The sequence below is a fragment of the Xanthobacter flavus genome, from assembly GCF_017875275.1.
GTDB classification, from domain to species: Bacteria; Pseudomonadota; Alphaproteobacteria; order Rhizobiales; family Xanthobacteraceae; genus Xanthobacter; species Xanthobacter flavus_A.
Genome location: NZ_JAGGML010000001.1, coordinates 4253680 through 4275627, shown reverse-complemented (window position 1 = coordinate 4275627; position 21948 = coordinate 4253680). Strand labels below are relative to the sequence as shown.

Annotated in this window: 14 protein-coding genes, 3 tRNA genes and 2 pseudogenes; 15 read left to right on the top strand and 4 right to left on the bottom strand. The window is 66.7% G+C overall.

The genetic code is table 11. The features are described from left to right. Positions 1 to 148 precede the first annotated feature (148 nt). Complete coding sequence (gene tuf / locus J2126_RS20175; protein WP_029557786.1) at positions 149 to 1339, bottom strand: elongation factor Tu; 1191 nt, start codon at positions 1337 to 1339, stop codon at positions 149 to 151. Between the two features lie 300 nt (positions 1340 to 1639). Here tuf and J2126_RS20170 point away from each other — a divergent pair, with 300 nt between their 5' ends. After that, positions 1640 to 2284: a hypothetical protein gene (locus tag J2126_RS20170; RefSeq protein WP_209488626.1), complete on the top strand. Its 645-nt coding sequence runs from the start codon at positions 1640 to 1642 to the stop codon at positions 2282 to 2284. A gap of 26 nt (positions 2285 to 2310) precedes the next feature. Here J2126_RS20170 and J2126_RS20165 read toward each other — a convergent pair whose 3' ends face one another. After that, the gene (locus J2126_RS20165; RefSeq protein WP_209488625.1) at positions 2311 to 3147 is read right to left on the bottom strand and encodes a substrate-binding periplasmic protein; all 837 of its coding nucleotides are present in this window, start codon (positions 3145 to 3147) and stop codon (positions 2311 to 2313) included. A 533-nt stretch (positions 3148 to 3680) separates the two neighbouring features. Here J2126_RS20165 and J2126_RS20160 point away from each other — a divergent pair. Both J2126_RS20160 and J2126_RS20155 read left to right on the top strand, forming a co-directional pair. Further along, the gene (locus tag J2126_RS20160; protein ID WP_209488624.1) at positions 3681 to 5111 is read left to right on the top strand and encodes a DUF1254 domain-containing protein; all 1431 of its coding nucleotides are present in this window, start codon (positions 3681 to 3683) and stop codon (positions 5109 to 5111) included. 132 nt (positions 5112 to 5243) lie between these two features. Further along, complete coding sequence (locus J2126_RS20155; RefSeq protein ID WP_209488623.1) at positions 5244 to 5855, top strand: hypothetical protein; 612 nt, start codon at positions 5244 to 5246, stop codon at positions 5853 to 5855. A 291-nt stretch (positions 5856 to 6146) separates the two neighbouring features. On the opposite strand, the gene J2126_RS20150 is transcribed toward J2126_RS20155, so the two are convergent. Further along, positions 6147 to 6220: transfer RNA gene (locus J2126_RS20150), tRNA-Gly, on the bottom strand. Positions 6221 to 6352: 132 nt separating this feature from the next. After that, positions 6353 to 6437: transfer RNA gene (locus J2126_RS20145), tRNA-Tyr, on the bottom strand. A 300-nt stretch (positions 6438 to 6737) separates the two neighbouring features. Here J2126_RS20145 and rlmB point away from each other — a divergent pair. From rlmB to J2126_RS20090, 12 genes and pseudogenes are all read left to right on the top strand, one after another. Continuing rightward, positions 6738 to 7595 (top strand): 23S rRNA (guanosine(2251)-2'-O)-methyltransferase RlmB, encoded by an 858-nt coding sequence (gene rlmB / locus J2126_RS20140; protein ID WP_209488622.1) that lies wholly within the window; start codon positions 6738 to 6740, stop codon positions 7593 to 7595. Between the two features lie 326 nt (positions 7596 to 7921). Further along, complete coding sequence (locus J2126_RS20135) at positions 7922 to 9589, top strand: MFS transporter (protein WP_209488621.1); 1668 nt, start codon at positions 7922 to 7924, stop codon at positions 9587 to 9589. Between the two features lie 139 nt (positions 9590 to 9728). Beyond that, positions 9729 to 9803, top strand: a tRNA-Thr gene (locus J2126_RS20130). Between the two features lie 297 nt (positions 9804 to 10100). Next, a pseudogene (locus J2126_RS20125) lies at positions 10101 to 10391 on the top strand (nickel/cobalt efflux protein RcnA); the annotation flags it as partial. A 304-nt stretch (positions 10392 to 10695) separates the two neighbouring features. Beyond that, complete coding sequence (locus tag J2126_RS20120) at positions 10696 to 10854, top strand: hypothetical protein (RefSeq protein ID WP_209488620.1); 159 nt, start codon at positions 10696 to 10698, stop codon at positions 10852 to 10854. A gap of 90 nt (positions 10855 to 10944) precedes the next feature. Further along, positions 10945 to 11151 carry a hypothetical protein gene (locus J2126_RS20115; RefSeq protein WP_209488619.1) on the top strand — a complete coding sequence of 69 codons (207 nt, stop codon included), beginning with the start codon at positions 10945 to 10947 and terminating at the stop codon, positions 11149 to 11151. 616 nt (positions 11152 to 11767) lie between these two features. Further along, positions 11768 to 11980, top strand: coding sequence for a cold-shock protein (locus tag J2126_RS20110; protein ID WP_024278065.1), 213 nt, complete (start codon positions 11768 to 11770; stop codon positions 11978 to 11980). 205 nt (positions 11981 to 12185) lie between these two features. Continuing rightward, a complete protein-coding gene (locus J2126_RS25685; protein WP_280938289.1) occupies positions 12186 to 12314 on the top strand; it encodes a hypothetical protein in 129 nt (42 codons plus the stop codon). A 9-nt stretch (positions 12315 to 12323) separates the two neighbouring features. Next, positions 12324 to 12629 carry a hypothetical protein gene (locus J2126_RS20105; protein WP_209488618.1) on the top strand — a complete coding sequence of 102 codons (306 nt, stop codon included), beginning with the start codon at positions 12324 to 12326 and terminating at the stop codon, positions 12627 to 12629. A gap of 51 nt (positions 12630 to 12680) precedes the next feature. After that, positions 12681 to 12920, top strand: a pseudogene (locus J2126_RS20100) (DUF1488 family protein); the annotation flags it as partial. Between the two features lie 96 nt (positions 12921 to 13016). Further along, positions 13017 to 13238 (top strand): hypothetical protein, encoded by a 222-nt coding sequence (locus J2126_RS20095; RefSeq protein ID WP_209488616.1) that lies wholly within the window; start codon positions 13017 to 13019, stop codon positions 13236 to 13238. Positions 13239 to 13341: 103 nt separating this feature from the next. Beyond that, positions 13342 to 21903 (top strand): GH36-type glycosyl hydrolase domain-containing protein, encoded by an 8562-nt coding sequence (locus J2126_RS20090; protein WP_209488615.1) that lies wholly within the window; start codon positions 13342 to 13344, stop codon positions 21901 to 21903. Positions 21904 to 21948 lie beyond the last annotated feature (45 nt).

Here is a 21948-nt window from a genome sequence, read left to right as displayed (position 1 = left end):
GCATCGGCCGGCTGTGTTTAGTGGGATGCCGCGCGGCTGTAAAGGGGCGGCTGGGTGATCTCGTCCCGTGTCCCCAACTCAGGCCGCCGCCCAAAAGCAAACGGGCGCCCGAAGGCGCCCGTCCGGAAAGACCTGAGGGTCTTTGCAATCACTCGATGATGGCAGCGACGACGCCGGCGCCAACCGTACGGCCGCCTTCACGGATGGCGAAGCGCAGCTTCTCCTCCATGGCGATCGGAACGATCAGGTGCACGTCCATCGACACGTTGTCGCCCGGCATCACCATCTCGGTGCCTTCGGGCAGCGTGCACACGCCGGTCACGTCCGTCGTGCGGAAGTAGAACTGCGGGCGGTAGTTGGTGAAGAAGGGGGTGTGACGACCACCCTCTTCCTTCGTCAGGATGTAGGCCTCGGCCTTGAACTTCGTGTGCGGCTTCACCGAACCCGGCTTGCACACCACCTGGCCGCGCTCCACGTCCTCGCGCTTGGTGCCGCGCAGCAGGATGCCGACGTTGTCGCCAGCCTGGCCCTGATCGAGCAGCTTGCGGAACATCTCGACGCCGGTCACCGTCGTCTTCACCGTCGGACGGATGCCGACGATCTCGACTTCCTCGCCCACCTTGATGATGCCGCGCTCGACGCGGCCGGTCACCACGGTGCCGCGGCCGGAGATCGAGAACACGTCCTCGATCGGCATCAGGAACGGCAGGTCGATGGGACGCTCGGGCTGCGGGATGTAGGCGTCGACCGCCTCCATCAGCTTCAGCACCGCGTTCTTGCCCAGCTCCGGATCGCCGTTCTCGAGCGCAACAAGCGCCGAGCCGCGGATGATCGGGATGTCGTCGCCGGGGAAGTCGTACTTCGAGAGGAGCTCGCGCACCTCCATCTCCACCAGCTCCAGGAGCTCCGGATCGTCGACCATGTCGCACTTGTTCAGGAACACCACCAGCGCCGGCACGCCGACCTGACGGGCGAGCAGGATGTGCTCGCGGGTCTGCGGCATGGGGCCGTCGGCCGCCGACACCACCAGGATCGCGCCGTCCATCTGCGCCGCGCCGGTGATCATGTTCTTCACATAGTCGGCATGCCCGGGGCAGTCGACGTGCGCGTAGTGGCGGTTGTTGGTCTCGTACTCAACGTGAGCGGTCGAGATCGTGATGCCGCGCGCCTTCTCTTCCGGCGCCTTGTCGATCTGGTCGTACGCCGTGAACGTCGCGCCGCCGGACTCCGCAAGAATCTTCGTGATCGCAGCCGTCAGAGACGTCTTGCCGTGATCAACGTGACCGATCGTGCCGATGTTGCAGTGCGGCTTCGAGCGGTTGAACTTCTCTTTGGCCATTTCTCTCTCTCACTCTCGGTCAGCGTCCCGCGCGGGCCGCCAAAAAATCCGCCGTGGGATAGGGGGTTTCAGGGGCGGATGCAAGAGGCGCTTCATTGGGCGGGACATGCGGCGGGGCATCCTCCAGCCCGTTGGACCGCGGCCCGATTGGCGTCCGGCCTCGGCGCGGGCGCTCCGGGTTCTTGAGCCGACGTGTCATTGCAACCACACACATCCAAAACGTGCACTTCCCAGCGGAATACGCCTTGCCATGCGGGCGGCCGCCCGACACCGTCCGTCACAAAAGGGCGGGAGGATCGATTGAAACTGCGAATCTGCACGACGGCCATGCTCGCCGTCGCGGTGCTTCTTGCCGCCTGCTCCACTTTGCCGAAGCACACCCTGACCGAAGCCGACGTGGCCGGCCTCACGCTTGCCAGCGTGAAGGTCACGTTTCCCTCCGACGCCGCCGTGAAATGGGCCGAGGCCGACGCGCTGGAAAAGAAGGAGCAGGAGACGCCCAGGGCCGATCTCCACCGCGTCGAGCGCGCCGGCTTCCGCTCCTATGCGGAGCACCGGCTCGCGGCGGCCCTGACGACCGAGAGCCACCGACTTCTGCCAAGCCTGATGCAGGGAACGCGTCCCGCACGGCTGGAAATCACCGTGCGCAGCCTGCTCATCCCCACCTCGTCCGAGCGGACCGGGCAGGTCATGGCGGCGACCGCTTTGACAGCCGTCATCGCCGGCCCCCTCGCCGCCGGTGTCGCCGTGAGCACGACCCAGGGCATCTTCATCACCTGCGATGTCACTCTCGTGGACGTGCCCACCGGGGCGGTCCTCGCCGCCGTGGCCGATGTGAAGGCCTCAAGCGCGGCCGCCCAGTTCAGCGGCGAATCCGTGGACAGCATCGCCGCCGCGGTGATCGGCAAGGTGAAGGGCTGGCTGGCGGAAAAGCCCTCGGCCTGATCCTGGGGGCGAGGCCCTCCCCTCGCCTATCGCCTTTCCTCCGGACAGGCATCCTGGCCCCGGCCGGCACCGTAGGGCGTCGCGGCGATGAAGGCGTTGAGCGCCTCCGCCACGCCGATCGATTTCGCCCCGACGATGAAGGAGAAGGGCTCGTTCCTCACCTTGCCGTCCGGCGTCATCATGCAGTGGGGCCACACCGGGACGAGGCCCATCTTCCGTGACAGGTATTGAACGGTGCCAAGCCCTGAGCCGAACGCGAAGGGGCCATCGTCTCCCGAGGCATCACGGACCCGCCGCGCATTCTCCACGTCGTCCGAGGTGCCGATAATGGTGACATCCGGGACGTGGCCATGCGCAACCCGGCTTCTGACATCGACATCCGCCGTCGAGCCGGCGATGACCATGATCGTCTTGCCCTCAAGGTCGCCTGCACGCGACAGCTTCCCGGCATCGGCCTTGCGGACGCCGAAGGCGCGCAGGACGAAATAATAATGATCCGACCACACCCCTGCCGCGCCCGTCTCCTGCCGTCGCGCGGCAAGGTCGGCAATGCCCGAGGCGGCGATGTCGCAGGCTCCCGCGCCGGGGCGCAGCCACAGCCCGTCGAAATCCGCCACCTCCACCGGCAGGAACCGGAGCCCCATCTTCGCGGCGAAGGCTTTCAGATAATCCACGTCCGATCCCTCCCACGCGCCGGCATCGGACTTGCCGACGAAGGGTGGGAAGGTAGCGAACATGCACACCGAGAGCGTGCCCGGCGCGAGCGTTTCGAGGGGCGCGGCGGCCAGCGGCGGCAGGGCGATGACGGCCGACAGGCCCATTCCGGCCGCGAAAGCCTTGGCCCAACGTCGAACTCTACGCACGCGCGTCTCCTTGAAGCTCCACCGGAACAATAATCAGGGCAGCCGCACGCGCAACGCGGCGGTATCGCTAGCGCGGGGCCGCCCGATCCGCGCACGCCGGCCTCCCTGGCTGGGCGACACGGAAACCCAGATGCGGGCCGCTGAGCCCTCTTTGCCGAATCCTGCGCCCGGCAAGAAGTGAGCGAACGTCCTCAAATACCAGTCCGCTTGAGAACGGCAGGGCAGTTCGGGTTTGTATGTAAGTTGGAGCCAATTTTCGGCGGGCAAAGGGCCGCTGGGGCCCCTCTGCGCCCGATGATCCGCGAAGTCATTACAATATTTGTACAAATTTCTTCTTCGTCAGCACGCACCAAATTCCGGGAGGCTACTTTATTACCACCCTCCGTAACGACAGGTGCCGACGTGCTGCCCCGAAGCTTCCCGCGATGGCGCGCAAAGCAAAACCTGCCCCTTTGGCTTGATATAACGTCCCGCCGCGCCGCAGGGCCGCCAGAGGCAACGCAAGTTGCACGTTGTTGATCGGGGGATACGCGATGAAAGTTTCCAGGCGCACCGTTGCCGCCGGTCTCGGCCTTCTGACAGCGAGCACCGCGCTTGGCTCGGCTCAGGCAGAAGGCCTGATCCATGAATTGACCGCCGACGTCGAGGACCTGCGCGCCGCCTCGGAAGCCTATATTTACGGCTATCCGCTGGTGACCATGGAAATGACCCGCCGGGTGATGACCAACGTTGCCACCGCGGAGGGCACGCGGGCGCCCATGGGACAGCTGGTGCGCTTGCGCACCTATCCCGACGCGAGCTTCCGCGACGTCACGGCGCCCAACGCCGACACGCTCTACACCACCGCCTGGCTCGACGTGGGCAAGGAGCCGTGGATCGTCAGCATCCCCGACATGAAGGGGCGCTACTTCCTCTTCCCCATGCTCGACGGCTGGACCAACGTGTTCCAGGTGCCGGGAACGCGCACCACGGGCACGGGTGCGCAGACCTATGCCATTACCGGTCCCGGCTGGAAGGGCACGCTGCCGGCCGGCGTCGTGCAGTATAAATCTCCGACCGCTCTCGTCTGGCTGCTGGGCCGCATCTACTGCACCGGCACGCCGGAGGATTATGCGGCGGTGCATGCGCTTCAGGACGCCTGCAAGCTCTATCCCCTCAGCGCCTGGGGCAAGGACTACACGCCGGCGGCGGGCACGGTGAACCCGGCCATCGACATGAAGACGGCGGTGCGCGACCAGGTGAACGGCCTCAGCGGTGTCGATTACTTCAAGCTGCTCGCCGAACTGATGAAGACCAACCCGCCCGCCCAGGCCGATGCCCCCATCCTGCCCCGGCTGGCCGCGATCGGCATCGTCCCCGGCAAGGATTTCGACCCCAAGGCCGCCGATCCCGCCGTGCTCAACCGGGTGCCGAAGTTCAGCTTCGACCGCATCATGGCGCACTTCGTGACCGGGTCGGAAATCAAGAACGTGAACGGCTGGCGCTTCACTACCGCGACCGGCGTCTACGGCACGGACTACATCCAGCGCGCCCTCATCACGGCCGTCGGCCTCGGCGCGAACCGGCCGGAGGATGCGGTCTACCCGACCTCGCTGAAGTCCGGCGGCGGCCTTCTCGCGCGCAAGTACGACGGCTCGAAGACATATGTCATGCACTTCCCCAAGGGACAGCTTCCCCCGGTGAAGGGCTTCTGGTCGCTGACCATGTATGACGAGAATTATTTCTTCGTCGCCAATCCACTGAACCGCTATTCGATCAGTGCCCGGCAGAACCTCAAGACGAATGCCGACGGCTCGGTCGACCTCTATATTCAGCACGCCTCGCCGGGCGCCGACAAGGAATCCAACTGGCTCCCGGCGCCGGCCGGGACGTTCGTCCTCATGCTGCGCATGTACTGGCCGAACCCGAAGAAGCCGTCGATCCTCGACGGCAGCTGGAAAATTCCCGCCGTCTCGGCCTCCTGACGCCGCCGCATCACGCGGCGCGGGTCAGGCAATAGCGATGCGCCGGGGCGCAGGCCGCCGAAAAGACGATCCGCGTTTCGGGGCGCATCCATGCGCGTTCCCATCCATACAACGATCCAAAAGGACTATCACATGACCTTTCGCACCCTGAAGCTGGCCATCGTCGCCGCGAGCCTCGCCACGGCGAGCGTGTTCACCGCCCTGCCGGCCGCCGCACAGGATGTGCCGAAGCCCGAGGCGATAGACGTCGTGACCCTGCCGGGCCTCGGCAGCGCCACGATCCTCTCCTGGAAGGTGCGCTTCGTGTCCGCCAATCCGGCGACCCGCACCGTGGTGCTGGAGACCCCGGCCGGCAAGCGCTGGGCCGTTGTCGCGCCGCCGCTGGTGGGTGACCTCAGCGCCTTCCGCAACGGGCAGAGCCTGCTGATCCGCAAGCTGCCGGGCGTGGTCACGGCCATCGCCAAGCCCGCCAAGAACGAGCCGGCGGAAGTGCTGAACGAGGTCGTGGTCAATGACGGCCTCCCCGGTCTGCCGGAAGGCTTCGGCCTGCGCGAGGTGACGATCGTCGCCCCGGTCGTCGCCACCGATCCCGCCGCCGGCACCGTGAGCTTCCCCGGCCCCGATGGCTACCTGCGCGTCCTGAGGGCCGCCAATGCCACGGTGCTCAGCGCGCTGCCGACGCTCCAGCAGGGCACCAACGCCAAGTTCACCTACGTGGAAGGCCTCGCCATCAACGCGCAGTGACCGGCCGCGCAGCGGTCGTTTCAGGATCGGAACCTCGACCTCGGTGGGGTGTACGTGCTGGCCCCAGGCCGCCGTGCAACGAGGCGGGGTTCCAGGCCGTCAGGGGCGCCGAGCGCCCCTGACGGCCGTTTATTTGGGACGAGCCGTCGCCATCGCCCTCGGCCCGACGGCGGCACGGTCTCCCCTCCCCCGCGAATCAATTGGAATGCGGGCGGTGCCTGGACCGGCCCACGCTCATATGGGGGACGTTGCCGCGCAGAGCGGATTGATCTGATTTTCGGCAGATGAAGCTGGAGCGGGTGAAGGGAATCGAACCCTCGTATTCAGCTTGGAAGGCTGCTGCTCTACCATTGAGCTACACCCGCATTCCGACCGGCTTAACACGCCGGCCTTAAGGGCGGAAGAGGTGGCAGGCGACCGGATCGACCGGTGCCGTCCTGCTTCCAGGGACCGGCGCAACCGGTCCCGCGCCCCTGAGAGCGTATCGCGACGACGGGTGGTGGAGGGGGTTGGATTTGAACCAACGTAGGCAGAGCCAACGGATTTACAGTCCGTCCCCTTTAACCACTCGGGCACCCCTCCATAACGACGCCCGTCATCGCGGACCTTCATGCCGAAGCAGGAAGGCTTCGAGCCGGACTGGTGATGCAGGAAAGCCCCAGCGGCCGAAGGTGACGCAGAGCCTGAACTCAAATCGCCATCCGAGGCCGGGTTTATGTGAAAACACCGTCCCGAAGTCAACCGGAAATCGCCGCCTCATGCGCCAGCGCCCGCGGCCCTGTGGACGGCTTGGCGGCCCGCACCGGCGCAGCCGGCCGCGAAAGGCCCGTCCCCACCGCGACGCCCCTTGCGCCGGGCGGCCGCGTCTGACAAAGCCACGGCATGTCTGATCGTCCGCCTCGCGAACCGCGCCGCCCCGGCGCCCGCCCGCCCTTCGCCGGCCGTGGCGGCACGCGCCCATCCGGCGCGCCGTTTCCCCCGCGCAAAGGCAAGGGCGGCGGCAAGCCACCGCCGTGGGCCGGGGCGGAGGACGTCGCCCTGCTCTATGGCTGGCACACGGTCGCCGAGGCCATCGGCAATCCCAAGCGGCGCTTCCGCAAGCTGATGGCCACGGAGAACGCCATCCACCGCCTCGCCGAGGAGGGCCTCGTGCCTCCGGTGACGCCCGAGCTGGTGCGCCCCGGCGACATCGACAAGCTGCTCGGACCGGACGCGGTGCATCAGGGCCTGCTGGCGGAAGTCGATCACCTGCGCTCGCCGCCCCTGAAGGACCTGGCGCAGAGCGAGCTCGTGCTGGTGCTCGACCAGATCACCGACCCGCACAATGTCGGCGCCATCGTGCGCTCGGCGGCGGCCTTCGGGGTCAGCGCCATCGTGACCACCGCGCGCCACAGCCCGGTGGCGACCGGCGTGCTGGCCAAGAGCGCGTCCGGCGGGCTGGAGCACGTGCCTTTCTGCCTGGTGCAGAATCTCTCCCGCGCCCTGACCGAGCTGAAGGACAACGGCATGCTGGTGGTGGGCCTCGACAGCGCCGGACCGGCGGACATCGAGGACACCGGCCTGAGGGCGCCGCTGGCCCTGGTTCTGGGCGCCGAGGGTAAGGGGCTGCGCCAGCTCACCCGCGAGACGTGCGACGTGCTGGCCCGCATCGACCTGCCGGGCGCCATCAAGAGCCTCAACGTGTCCAACGCCGCCGCCCTGGCCCTCGGCATCGCCCGCCGCGCACTCAAGAAGAGCTGAAGCGCAGCGGAACCGGGGCGTGCAGCCGCGCTGCAGCGCACCCACAATTCCGCCCTGCACCTAAGACCATTGACCAATCGTAAGGTCGCCACACCTTCGCCATGATACCGCTCGGCGCGCCGTGCGCGCCCAGCCCTGCGGGATATCCGCGCGCCAACAATGACGCGGAACCCAGAGGGTCTACCGGAGGAACGCCCTGAGATCCGCCGCACGCCACGTGCGGACGGCCTTGTGGGCTTGCGCCGAAAAGACCCTCTCCCGCAGGACCTGTTGGGTCCGACATCCGCCGGCGGCGGAGCCCCGAAGCGATGGGAGGGAGTGGTTCCATGAGCGTGACAACAGCGGGGGCGGCAGCGAAGCCCCGCCCCATGAGCCGGGAGGAGAAGAAGGTCATCTTCGCCTCGTCCCTGGGCACCGTGTTCGAGTGGTACGATTTCTATCTGTACGGCTCGCTGGCGGCGATCATCGGCGCGCAGTTCTTTTCGGCCTATCCGCCGGCCACCCGTGACATCTTCGCCCTTCTGGCCTTCGCCGCCGGCTTCCTTGTGCGCCCCTTCGGCGCCATCGTGTTCGGCCGCATCGGCGATCTCGTGGGCCGCAAATACACCTTCCTCGTCACCATCCTCATCATGGGCCTGTCGACCTTCATCGTCGGCATCCTGCCCAACGCGGCCACCATCGGCATCGCCGCTCCGATCATCCTCATCGCCCTGCGCCTGCTGCAGGGCCTCGCCCTCGGCGGTGAGTATGGCGGCGCTGCAACCTACGTGGCCGAGCATGCCCCGCACGGCCGCCGCGGCTTCTACACCTCGTGGATCCAGACCACGGCGACCCTCGGCCTGTTCCTCTCGCTGATCGTCATCCTGTTCACCCGCACCATCGTGGGCGAGCAGAATTTCGCGGCCTGGGGCTGGCGCGTGCCGTTCCTCGTCTCCATCGCTCTGCTCGGCATCTCGGTCTGGATTCGTCTCCAGCTCTCCGAATCGCCGACCTTCCAGAAGATGAAGGAAGAGGGCACCACCTCGAAGGCACCGCTGTCGGAGGCCTTCGCCAAGTGGGGCAACCTCAAGGTCGTGCTGATCGCGCTGTTCGGCCTCGTCGCCGGCCAGGGCGTGGTCTGGTACACGGGCCAGTTCTATGCCCTGTTCTTCCTGCAATCGATCCTCAAGGTCGATGGCTACACCTCGAACCTGCTGATCGCGTGGTCGCTGGTGTTCGGTACGGGCTTCTTCGTGTTCTTCGGCTGGCTGTCCGACAAGATCGGCCGCAAGCCGATCATCCTCGCCGGCTGCCTGATTGCCGCGGCGAGCTACTTCCCGCTGTTCAACATGATCACCACCTACGCCAATCCGGCGCTGGAAAAGGCGATCCAGAACATCCGGGTCACGGTGGTGTCCGATCCGGCGAACTGCGGAAGCCTGTTCAACCCGGTGGGCACCCGCATCTACAGCCAGCCCTGCGACCTCGCCCGCGACTTCCTCGCGAAGTCCTCGGTGAAGTACTCGACCGAGGCCGGCCCCGCCGGTTCCCCGGTGCAGCTGAAGATCAACGACACCGTGATCCCCTATACGCCTGACTTCAACAAGAACGCCCTGGCGGCGCTGCAGTCGGCGGGCTACCCGTCCGCGGCGACCAACAAGGACGTCGTGAAGATGGCGCATCCGTTCGACATCTTCCGCCCGCAGGTGGCGGCGGTGATCGGGCTGTTGTTCATCCTCGTGCTGTTCGTGACCATGGTGTACGGACCGATCGCGGCGGCTCTGGTCGAGCTGTTCCCGGCCCGCATCCGCTACACCTCCATGTCGCTGCCCTACCACATCGGCAACGGCTGGTTCGGCGGCCTGCTTCCGGCGACGGCCTTCGCCATGGTGGCGGCCACCGGCGACATCTACTACGGCCTCTGGTACCCGATCGTGATCGCGCTGATGACCTTCGTCATCGGTCTTCTGTTCGTGCCCGAGACCAAGGATCGCAACATCGATCACTGGCACTGAGCACCCGCGCAGCCCTGCTGCGCGGCCTCCGATCGAACGGCTCCGCCCCCGGGCGGGGCCGTTTTCATGTGACCCAACCGCCGCGCTTGTCCGTGCGCGGCGCCGCTGCTAGAGGAAAAGACGCACCCGAATGGGGGCCGCCGGATTAGCACAGCGGTAGTGCAGCGGTTTTGTAAACCGAAGGTCGGGGGTTCGATCCCCTCATCCGGCACCATTCCCCCCAACCCACGACAAGAGCTGCGCTGCAGCTCATGCCGATCCTCTTTCCAAGGCCTGGCGAGATCAGGATGACGGAATGGAGCGAGTTCGACCTGGAAAAGGCCGAATGGACCATTCCGGCGGCGCGCATGAAGATGCGACGTCCGCACCGGAGCCCCCTGCCCCGACAGGCAGTATCGATCCTCAACCGGCTGCACCAGATCACAGGGCGGGGAAGGCTGGCCTTCCCCTCGATCCGCACCGTGCTCCGCCCGAAGGGAAGAAGGTGTCCAGGAATCTAGGGGTGGTTCACCTGATCCCATGCCCTGCGGCCATCACCGTGCTGCTGATCTGCATGCAGCTCAAGCAGTTGAGCATCGGCTTCGTGCTGGTGGTTTGCTTCAGCATCGGCCTTGATCTCACGCTGGTATCGGCCGGCGTGCTCGCCGCGCTCAGCGTCCGGCATATCTCGCGGAGGTGGTCCGGCTTCAGCGCCTTCGCCCGGCGTGCTCCCTATGCATCCGCCGCGCTTATCTTGATGGTCGGGCTATACACCGCCTGGCTTGGCTGGCATGGGCTGGCCATGATGCCCCATCTCTCCTAACCTGGGGCCTATCAAGGGCTAGGGTATTCGTCCGCCTCACGCGGGCCATGGGAGCGCGATCCGCGAGGTTGAGATGGCCTGAAGCACTTCGGCCCGCATCGAGGAACCGGTCGCAGGCGGTTTGCTGTCCACCGGGGCTGCAGCGGCGCTTTCAGCACCCCAACTGGTGAACAGAAGTTCGAGATAGGCAGCTTGAGCGGAACAGCAAAACACGACGATCAACGTACATATAGTTGGACGCATTGTAGTAAAACGAGTAACGTCGCGCTTCGTCTGAGAACTGCCCTCCGGAAAGGAGCGCGCAATGCCCAGCATTCATGACGACTTCGTGCATCGCAATAACATTAAGAACTTTGAAAAAAAGATCGAGACTGAAACGGACCCAACCATCCGCAAAATTCTTATTCGCCTGCTTGCGGAAGAAAAAGCTGACAGAATTCCTGCGCCATCCCGCAAAACGTAGATCTGCCTCGGAGGGGAGACGCAGGGGTGCTCGCGATGCAGATGGAAATCCATTCTGACGCGGCCCATCTGCCTAGCAGGAAATGATAAAATGCAACGCTTGGCGGCGCTGGAACGTGCAATTATCATGTTTACAGCCATCGAAACATCTATCGCATCGAGTGATCGGATGTTGATGTTGTCTTTGCTCGGAGACATAGTCGCAGACTCAGATAAAATGCGAATTCGCGAGGGGCTTTTGTTGCGCCCTGTGACGCTCAAAACCGCTGGGTTCACGTTAAAATCGAATGCCAATTGAATAGACCATCGGCATCTGCCTCCGCCGGAGGCGGATGGGGGCAGAACAGCCGCCCCGCAACGGCTGCTCTGCCCTCCTCAATTTGCCACCCCGCCCTCGACGATCGGACAGCAGCTGAGGAACGTAATCTCCGGTCACCGGTCATAGACGCGACCGGCGCAGCGTCGTGCTGATGATCGAACGGATCTGCCGGAGCATGGGCTATCCGCGGAACATCCGGGCGAATCACCGGCCGATGGAAGCGAAAGGTGGTGGTGTGGCGGATCTGGAGAGGAATCAAGGGCGCCTCGGTGGGGCTCTGCCGCGCTTGGGCGTCTGGCCAGGCTGCGCAAACAAAAGCGCACCTGGCTAGCCTGGGGTCAGGTCTGCTCAAAGGGAGCGGGGCCATCAGCTTAGCACATGGGCGGGCTGCGGCCTTGTTGAATTGATTGACCTATAAATAATGTTGCTAATTCGCGGATATCGGAGCATAGTGATTTGGTCGATACAAAGCCTGATCAATTGGTTTTGCGCAGATTTGTATTTTGCGCCCATCCAGAAATTCTCGCCAGAAAATGCGATGTCGACGACTGGCCATGGGCCGGTGAGCTAATTATCGAAATTGAGAGGGTTTCCCATGACTGAGGGAACCGTGAAGTGGTTCAACGCCCAGAAGGGCTTTGGATTCATCGCTCCTGATGCGGGCGGCAATGACGCGTTCGTCCATATCAGCGCTGTCGAGCGCTCCGGCCTTGGCGAGCTGCGCGAAGGCCAGAAGGTGGGCTTTGAGCTCGTCGCCGATCGCAAGAGCGGGAAGATGTCCGCGGACATGCTCAAGGATCTGAGCTGACCTAATGGCCGGCAGCCCGAGTCTTTCAGGAGCGCCGGACTGATCATTGTTGCCGAAGGCTGACCGCGGATGTACCGGCAGCCCCGGTGGCGATGTGCCATCCCTTTGCCTAGCAGAGCGCCCGACGCCCTGTGGCCCTTGATGGTCGCAGGGCGTTTTTCGTTTCGCCGGCAGGATCGACCCACGTGCCCGAGAGGAGACGATCATGGCCAAAGGACAGATGCGCGGCAATCGCGAAACCAAGAAGCCGAAGAAGGTCAAGGTGCCCGAGCCGCCGGCGTCGTTCGTGAAAGGGTCTCCCGTTTCCTTGGGGCCGCCCAAGAAGAAAGGCTGAGGTGATGTCATGAACGTCCGCACCCGTGAAACCACGGTCACGTTCGACCACGCCTTCCACCTCAGCGATACGGACGGCGACCTCCCGGCGGGAACCTACCGACTCGTCATCGACGAGGAGCAGCTTCTCGGCGTCTCATTCCTGGCCTACCGGCGCATGGCGACGATGCTGCACACGCCCGCTCTCGCGGCGCCTCCGGGTCGAAGCAAGTGCCTTTCGGTGAATGCCGCCGAACTCGATGCCGCCGTCTTGAAGGACCAGCAGACATCCGCGAGGGCGCGTGAAGCCCCTTCGGCGGACGCGCTCCTCCTTTGACGGATGGGCCGTAAACAGGAGGCTTCCATGACCCTTTAGTTTCCCAATGCCAGCCGCGTCTTTGATCCCGTCAGGCGCTGCGTGACCTTCTGGGGGCACGATTCCGCCTTCGAAGTCGCGTTCCATCTCGACGCTGATGTCCTGACGCGGTTCAGTCCCCAGAGCGGCCAGGACGAGGCGGCCTCCCTGCGCACCTTCGACACCAACCGGCAGCGGATCGAGCGCGCCGCGAGCGGCGTCTACGCGCGGCGGCGGCAAAGCTTCCACCGCCTGTCCACGTCCGACTTCTAGGACCCACCATCGGCCGGCGCCCCGGCCCCCTTCGCGCGATCGCACGCGAGCGGTGCGTCGCACGCCGTGCCTCCGGCAAGAAAGGCGTTCGATCGCATGAACAAGGGCCTCCAGATCGTTTTCCAGTCGCTCGACGCGGAGCACGTCCTCGCCCGGGTCATCTGGCGCGAGCAGGACAGCGGCGGCGGCAGCCTCACGCTCGAGATTCCTGTCCGCAATAGCGCGGCCGCTCCCAAGAGCACCGAGCAACTCCAGGCCGACGCCCGCGCCCTTGCCGTCCGCTTCGCCCGGGCCTTCGCGGACACCATTCAGGATTAGGGCGGTGTCCCGCCGGTCATGAGACCGCACGCGAAGCTGTGCACATCGACAGCGCTTTCCGCACGGCCGATCACCGGCCGCACCACGCGGCAGAAAGGTCCATTTGCTTTCCCTTCTTCTCAGTGTCTTCGGGCGCACACCCGCATCCTCGCCGTGGGATCAGCAGCCCATCCGCGAGGAACTGTTCGGTTCGGAAAGGCTTGAAGAGCACGCCCGCAGCCTTGCGTCCGCCCAGATGGTGGAACCGCGGCTCGCCCGGGGACACGCACTCTCCGCCCGCCTCGCCGACAATGGCGCCATTCTGCTGGCCGCCTACCGCGCCATCGCCACATCCGTCGCGGAAGGCGGCGCCATCACCCCGTCGGCGGAATGGCTGATCGACAACTATCATCTGGTGGAAAAGCAGATCCGGGAGATCCGCTCCGATCTGCCGCCGGGCTACTACCGCCAGCTTCCCAAGCTCGCCGGCGGGCCGTTCGCGGGGTATCCGCGCGTGTTCGGCGTGGCATGGGCTTTCGTGGCCCATACCGACAGCCGTTTCGATCCGGAGATGCTGACGCGCTATCTCACGGCCTATCAGGAGATCCAGCCGCTCACTATCGGCGAGCTGTGGGCGGTCTCCATCACCTTGCGGATCGTGCTCATCGAGAATCTCCGGCGCCTGGCCGAGGCGATCGTCGACGACCGGATCGCCCGGCGCGAGGCTGATGCGCTGGCCGATCGGCTGCTGGGCGTCGGCGGGACACCCGGCGAGCCGGTCGAACGCGTGCTCGGCAAGCATGAGCAGGGTCAGATCTCCGACGCCTTCGCCGTCCAGCTGGTTCACCGGCTGCGCGATCAGGACCCGCGGATCACTCCGGCTTTGGTCTGGCTCGACCAGCGCCTGGCGGCGCGCCACACGACAGCCGACACGGTGGTGCGCGACGTGCACCGCAGCCAGGGTGCGGCGAACGTCACCATCCGCAACATCATCACCAGCCTGCGGCTGATCTCCGACCTGGACTGGCAGGACGTCTTCGAGCGCACCAGCCTCGTCCACGCTTTGCTGTCCGCCGGAAGCGACTATGACGCCATGGATTTTCCGACCCGCAATCTCTACCGGGACGCCATCGAGCAACTGGCGCGCGGGTCCCGGCACAGCGAACTCGACATCGCCCGGGAGGCCATTGCCGCAATCGAGAGTGCCTGCGCTGCGCATCCCCATCAGGAGCCGCTCCCGCGTGACTGCGAGCCCGGCTATCACCTGATTGGAAGCGGACGGCGCGCCTTCGAACGTCAGGTCGGATTTCGCCTGCCCATCCGCAATATCTCCACCCACCTGAACCGGGCTTTCGGCGTCGGCGGCTATGTGGCCGCCATCGCCATCGCGGCAGCAGTGCTTCTGGCCCTGCCGCTTCTCGCCCTCGGTGCCGCCGGCGTCGGTGCGGCACAGCTCGTTATTCTCACTCTGCTCGGATCGGTGCCGGCCATCGATGCCGCGGTGGCCCTGGTCAATCGCGCCATGAGCTTCGGCTTCGGGGCAACGGCCCTGCCGGCGCTTGAGCTGCGCGATGGCGTTCCCTCCCATCTGCGCACCCTGGTGGCGGTGCCCACCTTGCTGACGAGTCCCCCATCCATCGCGGAGAATGTCGAACGGCTGGAGATTCATCACCTCGCCAGCCCCGAAGGCGACCTGCATTTCGCTCTTTTGTCCGACTGGACCGATTCCGAGACGGAGCATGCGGACGGCGACGACGCCCTGCTCGCCGAGGCTGCGGCGGGGATCGCAGCCCTCAACGCGCGCTACGGGCCCGCGCCGGGCGGTGCCCGGTTCGCCCTGCTGCACCGGCGGCGGGTGTGGAATGCGGGCGAGGCGCGCTGGATCGGCTGGGAGCGCAAGCGCGGCAAGCTGCATGAGCTGAACCGCCTGCTGCGCGGCGCCACCGACACCACGTTCGTGGACATCGCCGGATCTCCGCCGAGCCTGCCGGAGGGCGTGCGCTATGTGGTGACCCTGGATGCCGACACCCGGCTGCCGCGCGACACGGTCCGCCGGCTCATCGGCAAGATGGCCCATCCGCTCAACCGACCCCGCTTCGATGCGGCGGCGGGCCGCGTAGTGGAAGGCTATGGTGTGCTGCAGCCGCGCGTAACGCCCTCTCTGCCCATGGGCGAGGAGGGATCCCTGTTCCAGCGCACATTTTCCTCCATGAGCGGCATCGACCCCTACGGTTCGGCGGTGTCCGACGTCTATCAGGACCTGTCAGGCGAGGGCTCCTATGTCGGCAAGGGCATCTACGACGTGGACGCCTTCGAGGCGGCGCTGAACGGGCGCGTGCCGGATTCCACCCTGCTCAGCCATGATCTGTTTGAAGGGGTGTTTGCGCGCGCGGGCCTCGCCTCCGATGTGGAAGTGGTGGAGGAGTTTCCCGCCCGCTACGACGTCAGCGCCCTGCGGCGCCATCGCTGGGCGCGGGGCGACTGGCAGCTTCTGCCCTGGATACTCGGACGCGGCCCCAAGCTTCCCGGCGCCGCCCCCGGCTTCGACACCATGCCCGTCATGGGGCGCTGGAAGATGCTCGACAATCTGCGCCGCTCGCTCTCGGCGCCGCTCGCCGTTGCGGCTCTGGTCGCCGGGTGGACGCTGCCGTTCGCCGCCGCGCTGTTCTGGACCGCCGCCGTGCTGTTCACCCTCGCGCTGCCGCACTTCATTCCGGTTCTCGCGGCCATCGTGCCCCGCCAGCGCGGCATCGCAGCTGTCAGCCATCTGCGCGCCCTGCTGGCCGACCTCAGGCTGGCGACGCTGCAATCCTCGCTCAATGTGGTGTTCCTCGCCTACGAGGCCTGGCTGATGGGCGATGCCATCGTGCGCACCCTGTGGCGGCTGCTGGTCACCCGCAGCCACCTGCTGGAATGGGTGCCCGCCGCGCAGGCGAGCCTTGCCCGGCACCTCGACCTTGCGGGCTCCTACCGCCGGATGGCCGGAGGCTTGGTCATCGCTGCGGTCGCGGTGGCTGTCGCGGCCGTCGCGGGAGAGGGCGCCTGGCCGCTCGCGGCCGTGTTTGCCGTGGCGTGGGCTGCATCGCCAGCCGTGGCTTACCGCATCAGCCGTGCGCCCCATCCGGCAGGCCAGCTGGAAATGTCCGACGCCCAGGCACAGACCCTGCGGCTGACCGCGCGGCGCACATGGCGGTTCTTCGAGACGTTCGTGACGGCGTCCGACCATCATTTGCCGCCGGACAACTTTCAGGAAGACCCTGCGCCCGTGGTGGCGCACCGGACGTCGCCCACCAATATGGGCCTCTATCTTCTCTCCATCGCGAGCGCCCGCGATTTCGGATGGCTCGGCACCGATGCCGCTTTGGGGCGGCTGGAAGCGAGCCTTGCCACCATGGCGCGACTTCCCCGCTTCCGCGGCCACTTCTTCAATTGGTATGATACAAGTGACCTGCGCCCGCTCGACCCGAAATACGTCTCCACGGTCGACAGCGGCAACCTCGCCGGGCACCTTATCGCGCTCGCCAACGCGCTCCATGCGTGGAATGCGTCCGAGCAGCCCATCGCGCAGCGTCTGGCCGGCATTGCCGATGCGCTGGACCTGACCCGCGAGGAGGCCGGCCTCCTCGCCGACGGACGGCGCACCCAGACGGTGACCCTCCCGCAGCTGGACGAGACCCTCGCCGCCCTTGCCGCCGGCGCGCGCCGGGCCTCACACGCGGACGAGGATCTCGCCCTCCGGCTCGCCGATCTCGCCGCCGGCGCGGACACCATGATGGATATCGCCCTCGCCCTCGCCACCGAGCGCGGCGACGCTGCCGGCGCGGATATGCTGTTCTGGGCGCGGGCCAGCCTCGACATCATCGCCAGCCATCGCCGGGACCTCGCACACAGCCAGACCCAGGAGACCGCGCTCGCCTCCCGCCTCGCCGCACTTGAGGATGCGGCCCGCGCCATGGCGCTTGAGATGGAGTTCGGCTTCCTCCTGTCCCGCGACCGCAACCTGTTGTCCATCGGCTATCTGGTGGCGGAGGGGACGCTCGACCCCAGCTGCTACGATCTTCTCGCCTCGGAAGCCCGCCTCGCCAGCTTCTTCGCCATCGCCAAGGGGGATGTCCCCGCCAAGCACTGGTTCCGCCTCGGGCGCTCGGTGACGCCCATCGCCCATGGCGGCGCGCTGATCTCGTGGTCGGGCTCCATGTTTGAGTATCTGATGCCGTCGCTGATCATGCGTGCGCCCGCCGGCAGCCTGCTCGACCAGACCAACCGGCTCGTGGTGCGCCGGCAGATCGACTATGCGGCCGACCTGCGGGTGCCGTGGGGGATTTCCGAATCCGCCTACAACGCCCGCAACCTGGAACTCACCTATCAATACTCCAATTTCGGCGTTCCCGGCCTGGGGCTGAAGCGGGGGCTGGGCGACAATCTGGTGGTCGCGCCCTACGCGACCGCTCTTGCCGCCATGGCCGACCCGATCGCCGCCTGCGCCAATCTTGCCCGGCTCCGGGAGGCCGGCGGCCGTGGCCGCTACGGCTTCTACGAAGCGCTGGACTACACCACGAGCCGCGTCCCGGTGGGCGCGCGGCATGCCGTGGTGAAGGCCTTCATGGCGCACCATCAGGGCATGACCATCGTCGCCATCGCCGACACGCTGATGGGCGGCATCATGCGCGCGCGCTTCCACGCCGAGCCGTTGATCCAGGCGACGGAACTGCTGCTGCAGGAGCGCACGCCCCGCGACGTGGCCGTGGTTCGCCCCTGGTCGGCGGACGGGCGCTCGACGGCCCGCGCCCGCGATCTGGATCCACCTGCCGGCCGCACCTTCACCTCTGCGCGGCAGGCAACGCCCGCCACCCACCTGCTCTCCAACGGGCGCTATTGCGCCATGCTGACGGCCGCCAGCTCCGGCTACAGCCGCTGGGGCGACTTCGCCGTCACCCGCTGGCGTGAGGATCCGACCTGCGATGACTACGGCTCCTATGTCTTCATCCGCGACGTGCACAGCGGAGAGGTCTGGTCGTGCGGGGCCCAGCCGAGCGGCGTCGAGCCGGCCGCCTATCATGTGACCTTCCACGAGGACCGCGCGGAATTCGCGCGCCGCGACGGCACTCTGGAGACCACGCTGGATGTGCTCGTCTCCGCCGAGGACGATGCCGAGGTGCGCCGCGTCTCGATCTCCAACACTGGCACCCGCTGGCGGGAGCTGGAAATCACCTCCTACGCCGAGCTGGTGCTGGCGCCCCAGTCCTCCGACATCGCCCACCCTGCCTTTTCCAAGCTCTTCGTCGAGACCGAATACCTCTCCGACATCGGCGCGATCCTCGCGACGCGCCGGCGGCGCTCACCGGGCGAGCCGGAAATCTGGGCCGCCCATTTCAGCGTGCTGGATGGCGAGGCCGTGGCTGGGCCGGAGATCGAAACCGACCGGGCCCGCTTCCTCGGCCGCGGCCATGGCGTGCGCGACCCCATCGCGATCATCGACGGGCGGCCCCTCTCCAACACCACCGGCAGGGTGCTGGACCCCATCTTCGCCCTGCGCCGGCGCGTGAGGATCGAGCCGGGCGGCATGGCGCGGATTGCGTACTGGACCATGGCCACGTCCAGCCGCAGCGCGCTGCTGGACGGCATCGACAAGCATCGCGACACGGCTGCCTACAGCCGCGCGGCTACCCTCGCCTGGACGCAGGCTCAGGTCGAGCTCTACCACCTCGGCATCACCGCGAGCGATGCGGCCACATATCAGCGGCTCGCCGGCTATGCGATCTACGCTGCGCCAACGCTGCGCCCGTCGTCCGACACCCTCCTGCGCGGCGGGGGGCCGCAGTCCGGCCTCTGGGCGCAGAGCATTTCCGGCGACCTCCCCATCGTGCTGCTGCGCATTTCCGACCTCGAAGACATCGATGTCGCCCACGAACTGCTTAAGGCGCACGCATATTGGCGCATGAAGCAGCTGGCGGTGGATTTTGTGATCCTCAATGAACGCCAGTCGTCCTATGTGCAGGATCTGCAGATCGCCATCGAGGCCCTCGTACGCACCAGCCGCTCGCAGCCGCAGACGGAGCGAAACGGGCCCACGGGGCGCGTCTTCGTGCTGCGGGCCGATCTCATTCCGGGGGAAACGCGGTCGCTCCTGTCCTCCATCGCCCGCATCGTCCTCGTGGCGCAGCGCGGCAGCCTCGTGGAGCAGCTGGATCGGATCAGCGAAGCCGAATTCGCCGCCAGCGCCCCGCCCAAGCGTCGCGTGGTGGTGCCGGAGCCGCCGCCCGTCGTGCCGGAGCTGGAATTCTTCAACGGCCTTGGCGGCTTCGCCGACAATGGGCGCGAATATGTGACTGTGCTCGGCCCGGGCCGGTCCACCCCGGCGCCGTGGATCAATGTCGTCGCCAACCCCGCGTTCGGCTTCCACGTGGCCACCGAAGGCAGCGGCTGCACCTGGGCTGAGAACAGCCGGGAGAACCTCATCACCCCCTGGTCCAACGATCCCGTCACCGACCGGAGCGGCGAAGCCTTCTACCTGCGCGACGACGAGACCGGCGCCGTCTGGACGCCCACCGCCTTGCCCATGCGCGACGAGGCGGCGACCTACGTCGCCCGGCACGGGCGCGGCTACAGCGCCTTCACCCACGCGGCACACGGGATCGCCAGCGATCTCATCCAGTTCGTGCCGGTGGAAGGCTCGATCAAGATCGCGCGCCTGAAGGTGCGCAACATGACCCATCGCCCGCGCCGGATCTCCCTCGCGGCCTATGTGGAATGGGTGCTTGGCCCGTCACGCGCCGCAACTTCTCCGTTCGTGACCACGGGCATCGACGACGAGACCGGCGCGCTGTTCGCCCGCAATCCCTGGAATGGGGATTTCGGCGCCCGCGTCGCTTTCCTCGACATGGCCGGACACCAGACCGACTGGACGGGCGACCGCAGCGAATTCATCGGCCGGAACGGTACCCTCGCCGCGCCCGCGGCGATGCTGCGGGGCGGACGGTTCTCCGGGCTGGTGGGAGCGGGTCTGGACCCCTGCGGCGCCATGCGCACCACGGTGGATCTGCGCCCCAACGCCAGCGCGGAAATCGTCATCCTGCTTGGCCAGGGCGCCGATGCGGCGGAGGCCCGCGAACTGATCGCCCGGTTCCGCGCCGCCGACCTCGACGCGGTCCTCGCCGAAGTGACCCGAGGCTGGGACGCCATCCTCGGCGCCGTCGAGGTGCACACACCCGACCGCGCCATGGACATCATGCTGAACGGCTGGCTGCTCTACCAGTCGCTTGCCTGCCGGGTGTGGGCGCGCTCGGCTTTCTACCAGGCAAGCGGGGCCTACGGCTTCCGTGATCAACTGCAGGATGGCATGGCCCTGGCGCCGCTGCGTCCCGACATGACGCGCGCCCATCTCCTGCGCGCCGCCGGGCGGCAGTTCGTGGAGGGCGACGTGCAGCATTGGTGGCTGCCCCATTCCGGCCGCGGCGTGCGCACCCGCATCTCCGACGATCGGGCCTGGCTCGCTTATGCCACCGCACACTATATGAAGGTGAGCGGCGATGGCGCGGTCCTCGATGAGGCGGTGCCCTTCCTGGAAGGACAGAGGCTCCATCCCGGCGAGCATGAGGCCTTCTTCCCGCCCAGTGTGTCCGATCAGTCTGCATCCCTTTTCGAGCACTGCGCCCGCGCACTGGACGAGAGCCTCGCGCTCGGGCGGCACGGCCTGCCGCTGATCGGCACCGGGGACTGGAACGATGGCATGAACCGTGTGGGCGAAGGCGGCGAAGGCGAGAGCGTCTGGCTCGCCTGGTTCCTGCATGCTGCGCTGACAGCGTTTGCGCCCCTCGCTGAAGCAAGGGGAGAGGATGGTCGGGCCGCGCGCTGGCGCGCCCATGCGGAAGGACTTCAAGCCGCCCTCGAGCGCACGGCGTGGGATGGAGACTGGTACCGCCGCGCCTTCTTCGATGATGGCACCCCGCTCGGCTCGGCCATGAGCGACGAATGCCGCATCGATTCCATCGCCCAGTCCTGGGCGGTGCTCTCCGGCGCGGGCGATCCCGCGCGGGCGGTCCGCGCCATGGCGGCCGTGGAGCGGGAGCTGATCCGGCCGGGGGAAGGGCTGGCGCTGCTGTTCACGCCGCCCTTCGACAGGACGCTGCTGGATCCCGGCTACATCAAAGGCTATCCGCCGGGCATCCGCGAGAATGGCGGCCAATACACCCATGCGGCGCTTTGGTCCGTGATGGCGTTCGCGGCCCTGGGAGAAGGCGACAAGGCCTCGGACCTGTTCTCCATGCTCAATCCCATCAATCACGCGCGCACTCGCTCGGACGTGGTGCGCTACAAGGTCGAACCCTACGTGCTCGCTGCCGACATCTATTCTGAGCCGCCCCACGCGGGCCGCGGTGGCTGGACCTGGTACACCGGCTCCGCGGGATGGATGCAGCGGGCGGGGATCGAGAGCATCCTGGGCTTGCGCAAGGAAGGGGACATGCTGCGCCTTGATCCCTGCATTCCGCGGGACTGGCCCGGGTTCGATCTCACGATCCGCCATGGCGCGGCGCGCTATCGCATCACCGTGGACAATCCGAAGGGGGTGAGCCGGGGCATTGCTTCGGCAACCCTCGACGGTGTTGCACTGTCCACAAGCCCGCTCCTCATCCCGCTGCGGGATGAACCGGGAGAGCGTGCCGTCCACGTACGGCTCGGGTCCTGACGCGACAAAAACCTTCACCGGAGCCCCTTGTGCAGGGCGACTGGC

What these genes read in the sequence shown, in the direction of transcription:
- J2126_RS20160 (WP_209488624.1), top strand. Translation starts at nt 3,681, where the DNA reads ATGAAAGTTTCCAGGCGCACCGTTGCCGCCGGTCTCGGCCTTCTGACA.
- J2126_RS20120 (WP_209488620.1), top strand. Translation starts at nt 10,696, where the DNA reads ATGCCCAGCATTCATGACGACTTCGTGCATCGCAATAACATTAAGAAC.
- J2126_RS20105 (WP_209488618.1), top strand. Translation starts at nt 12,324, where the DNA reads ATGAACGTCCGCACCCGTGAAACCACGGTCACGTTCGACCACGCCTTC.
- J2126_RS25685 (WP_280938289.1), top strand. Translation starts at nt 12,186, where the DNA reads ATGGCCAAAGGACAGATGCGCGGCAATCGCGAAACCAAGAAGCCGAAG.
- J2126_RS20155 (WP_209488623.1), top strand. Translation starts at nt 5,244, where the DNA reads ATGACCTTTCGCACCCTGAAGCTGGCCATCGTCGCCGCGAGCCTCGCC.
- J2126_RS20135 (WP_209488621.1), top strand. Translation starts at nt 7,922, where the DNA reads ATGAGCGTGACAACAGCGGGGGCGGCAGCGAAGCCCCGCCCCATGAGC.
- J2126_RS20095 (WP_209488616.1), top strand. Translation starts at nt 13,017, where the DNA reads ATGAACAAGGGCCTCCAGATCGTTTTCCAGTCGCTCGACGCGGAGCAC.
- J2126_RS20110 (WP_024278065.1), top strand. Translation starts at nt 11,768, where the DNA reads ATGACTGAGGGAACCGTGAAGTGGTTCAACGCCCAGAAGGGCTTTGGA.
- rlmB (WP_209488622.1), top strand. Translation starts at nt 6,738, where the DNA reads ATGTCTGATCGTCCGCCTCGCGAACCGCGCCGCCCCGGCGCCCGCCCG.
- tuf (WP_029557786.1), bottom strand. Translation starts at nt 1,339, where the DNA reads ATGGCCAAAGAGAAGTTCAACCGCTCGAAGCCGCACTGCAACATCGGC.
- J2126_RS20115 (WP_209488619.1), top strand. Translation starts at nt 10,945, where the DNA reads ATGCAACGCTTGGCGGCGCTGGAACGTGCAATTATCATGTTTACAGCC.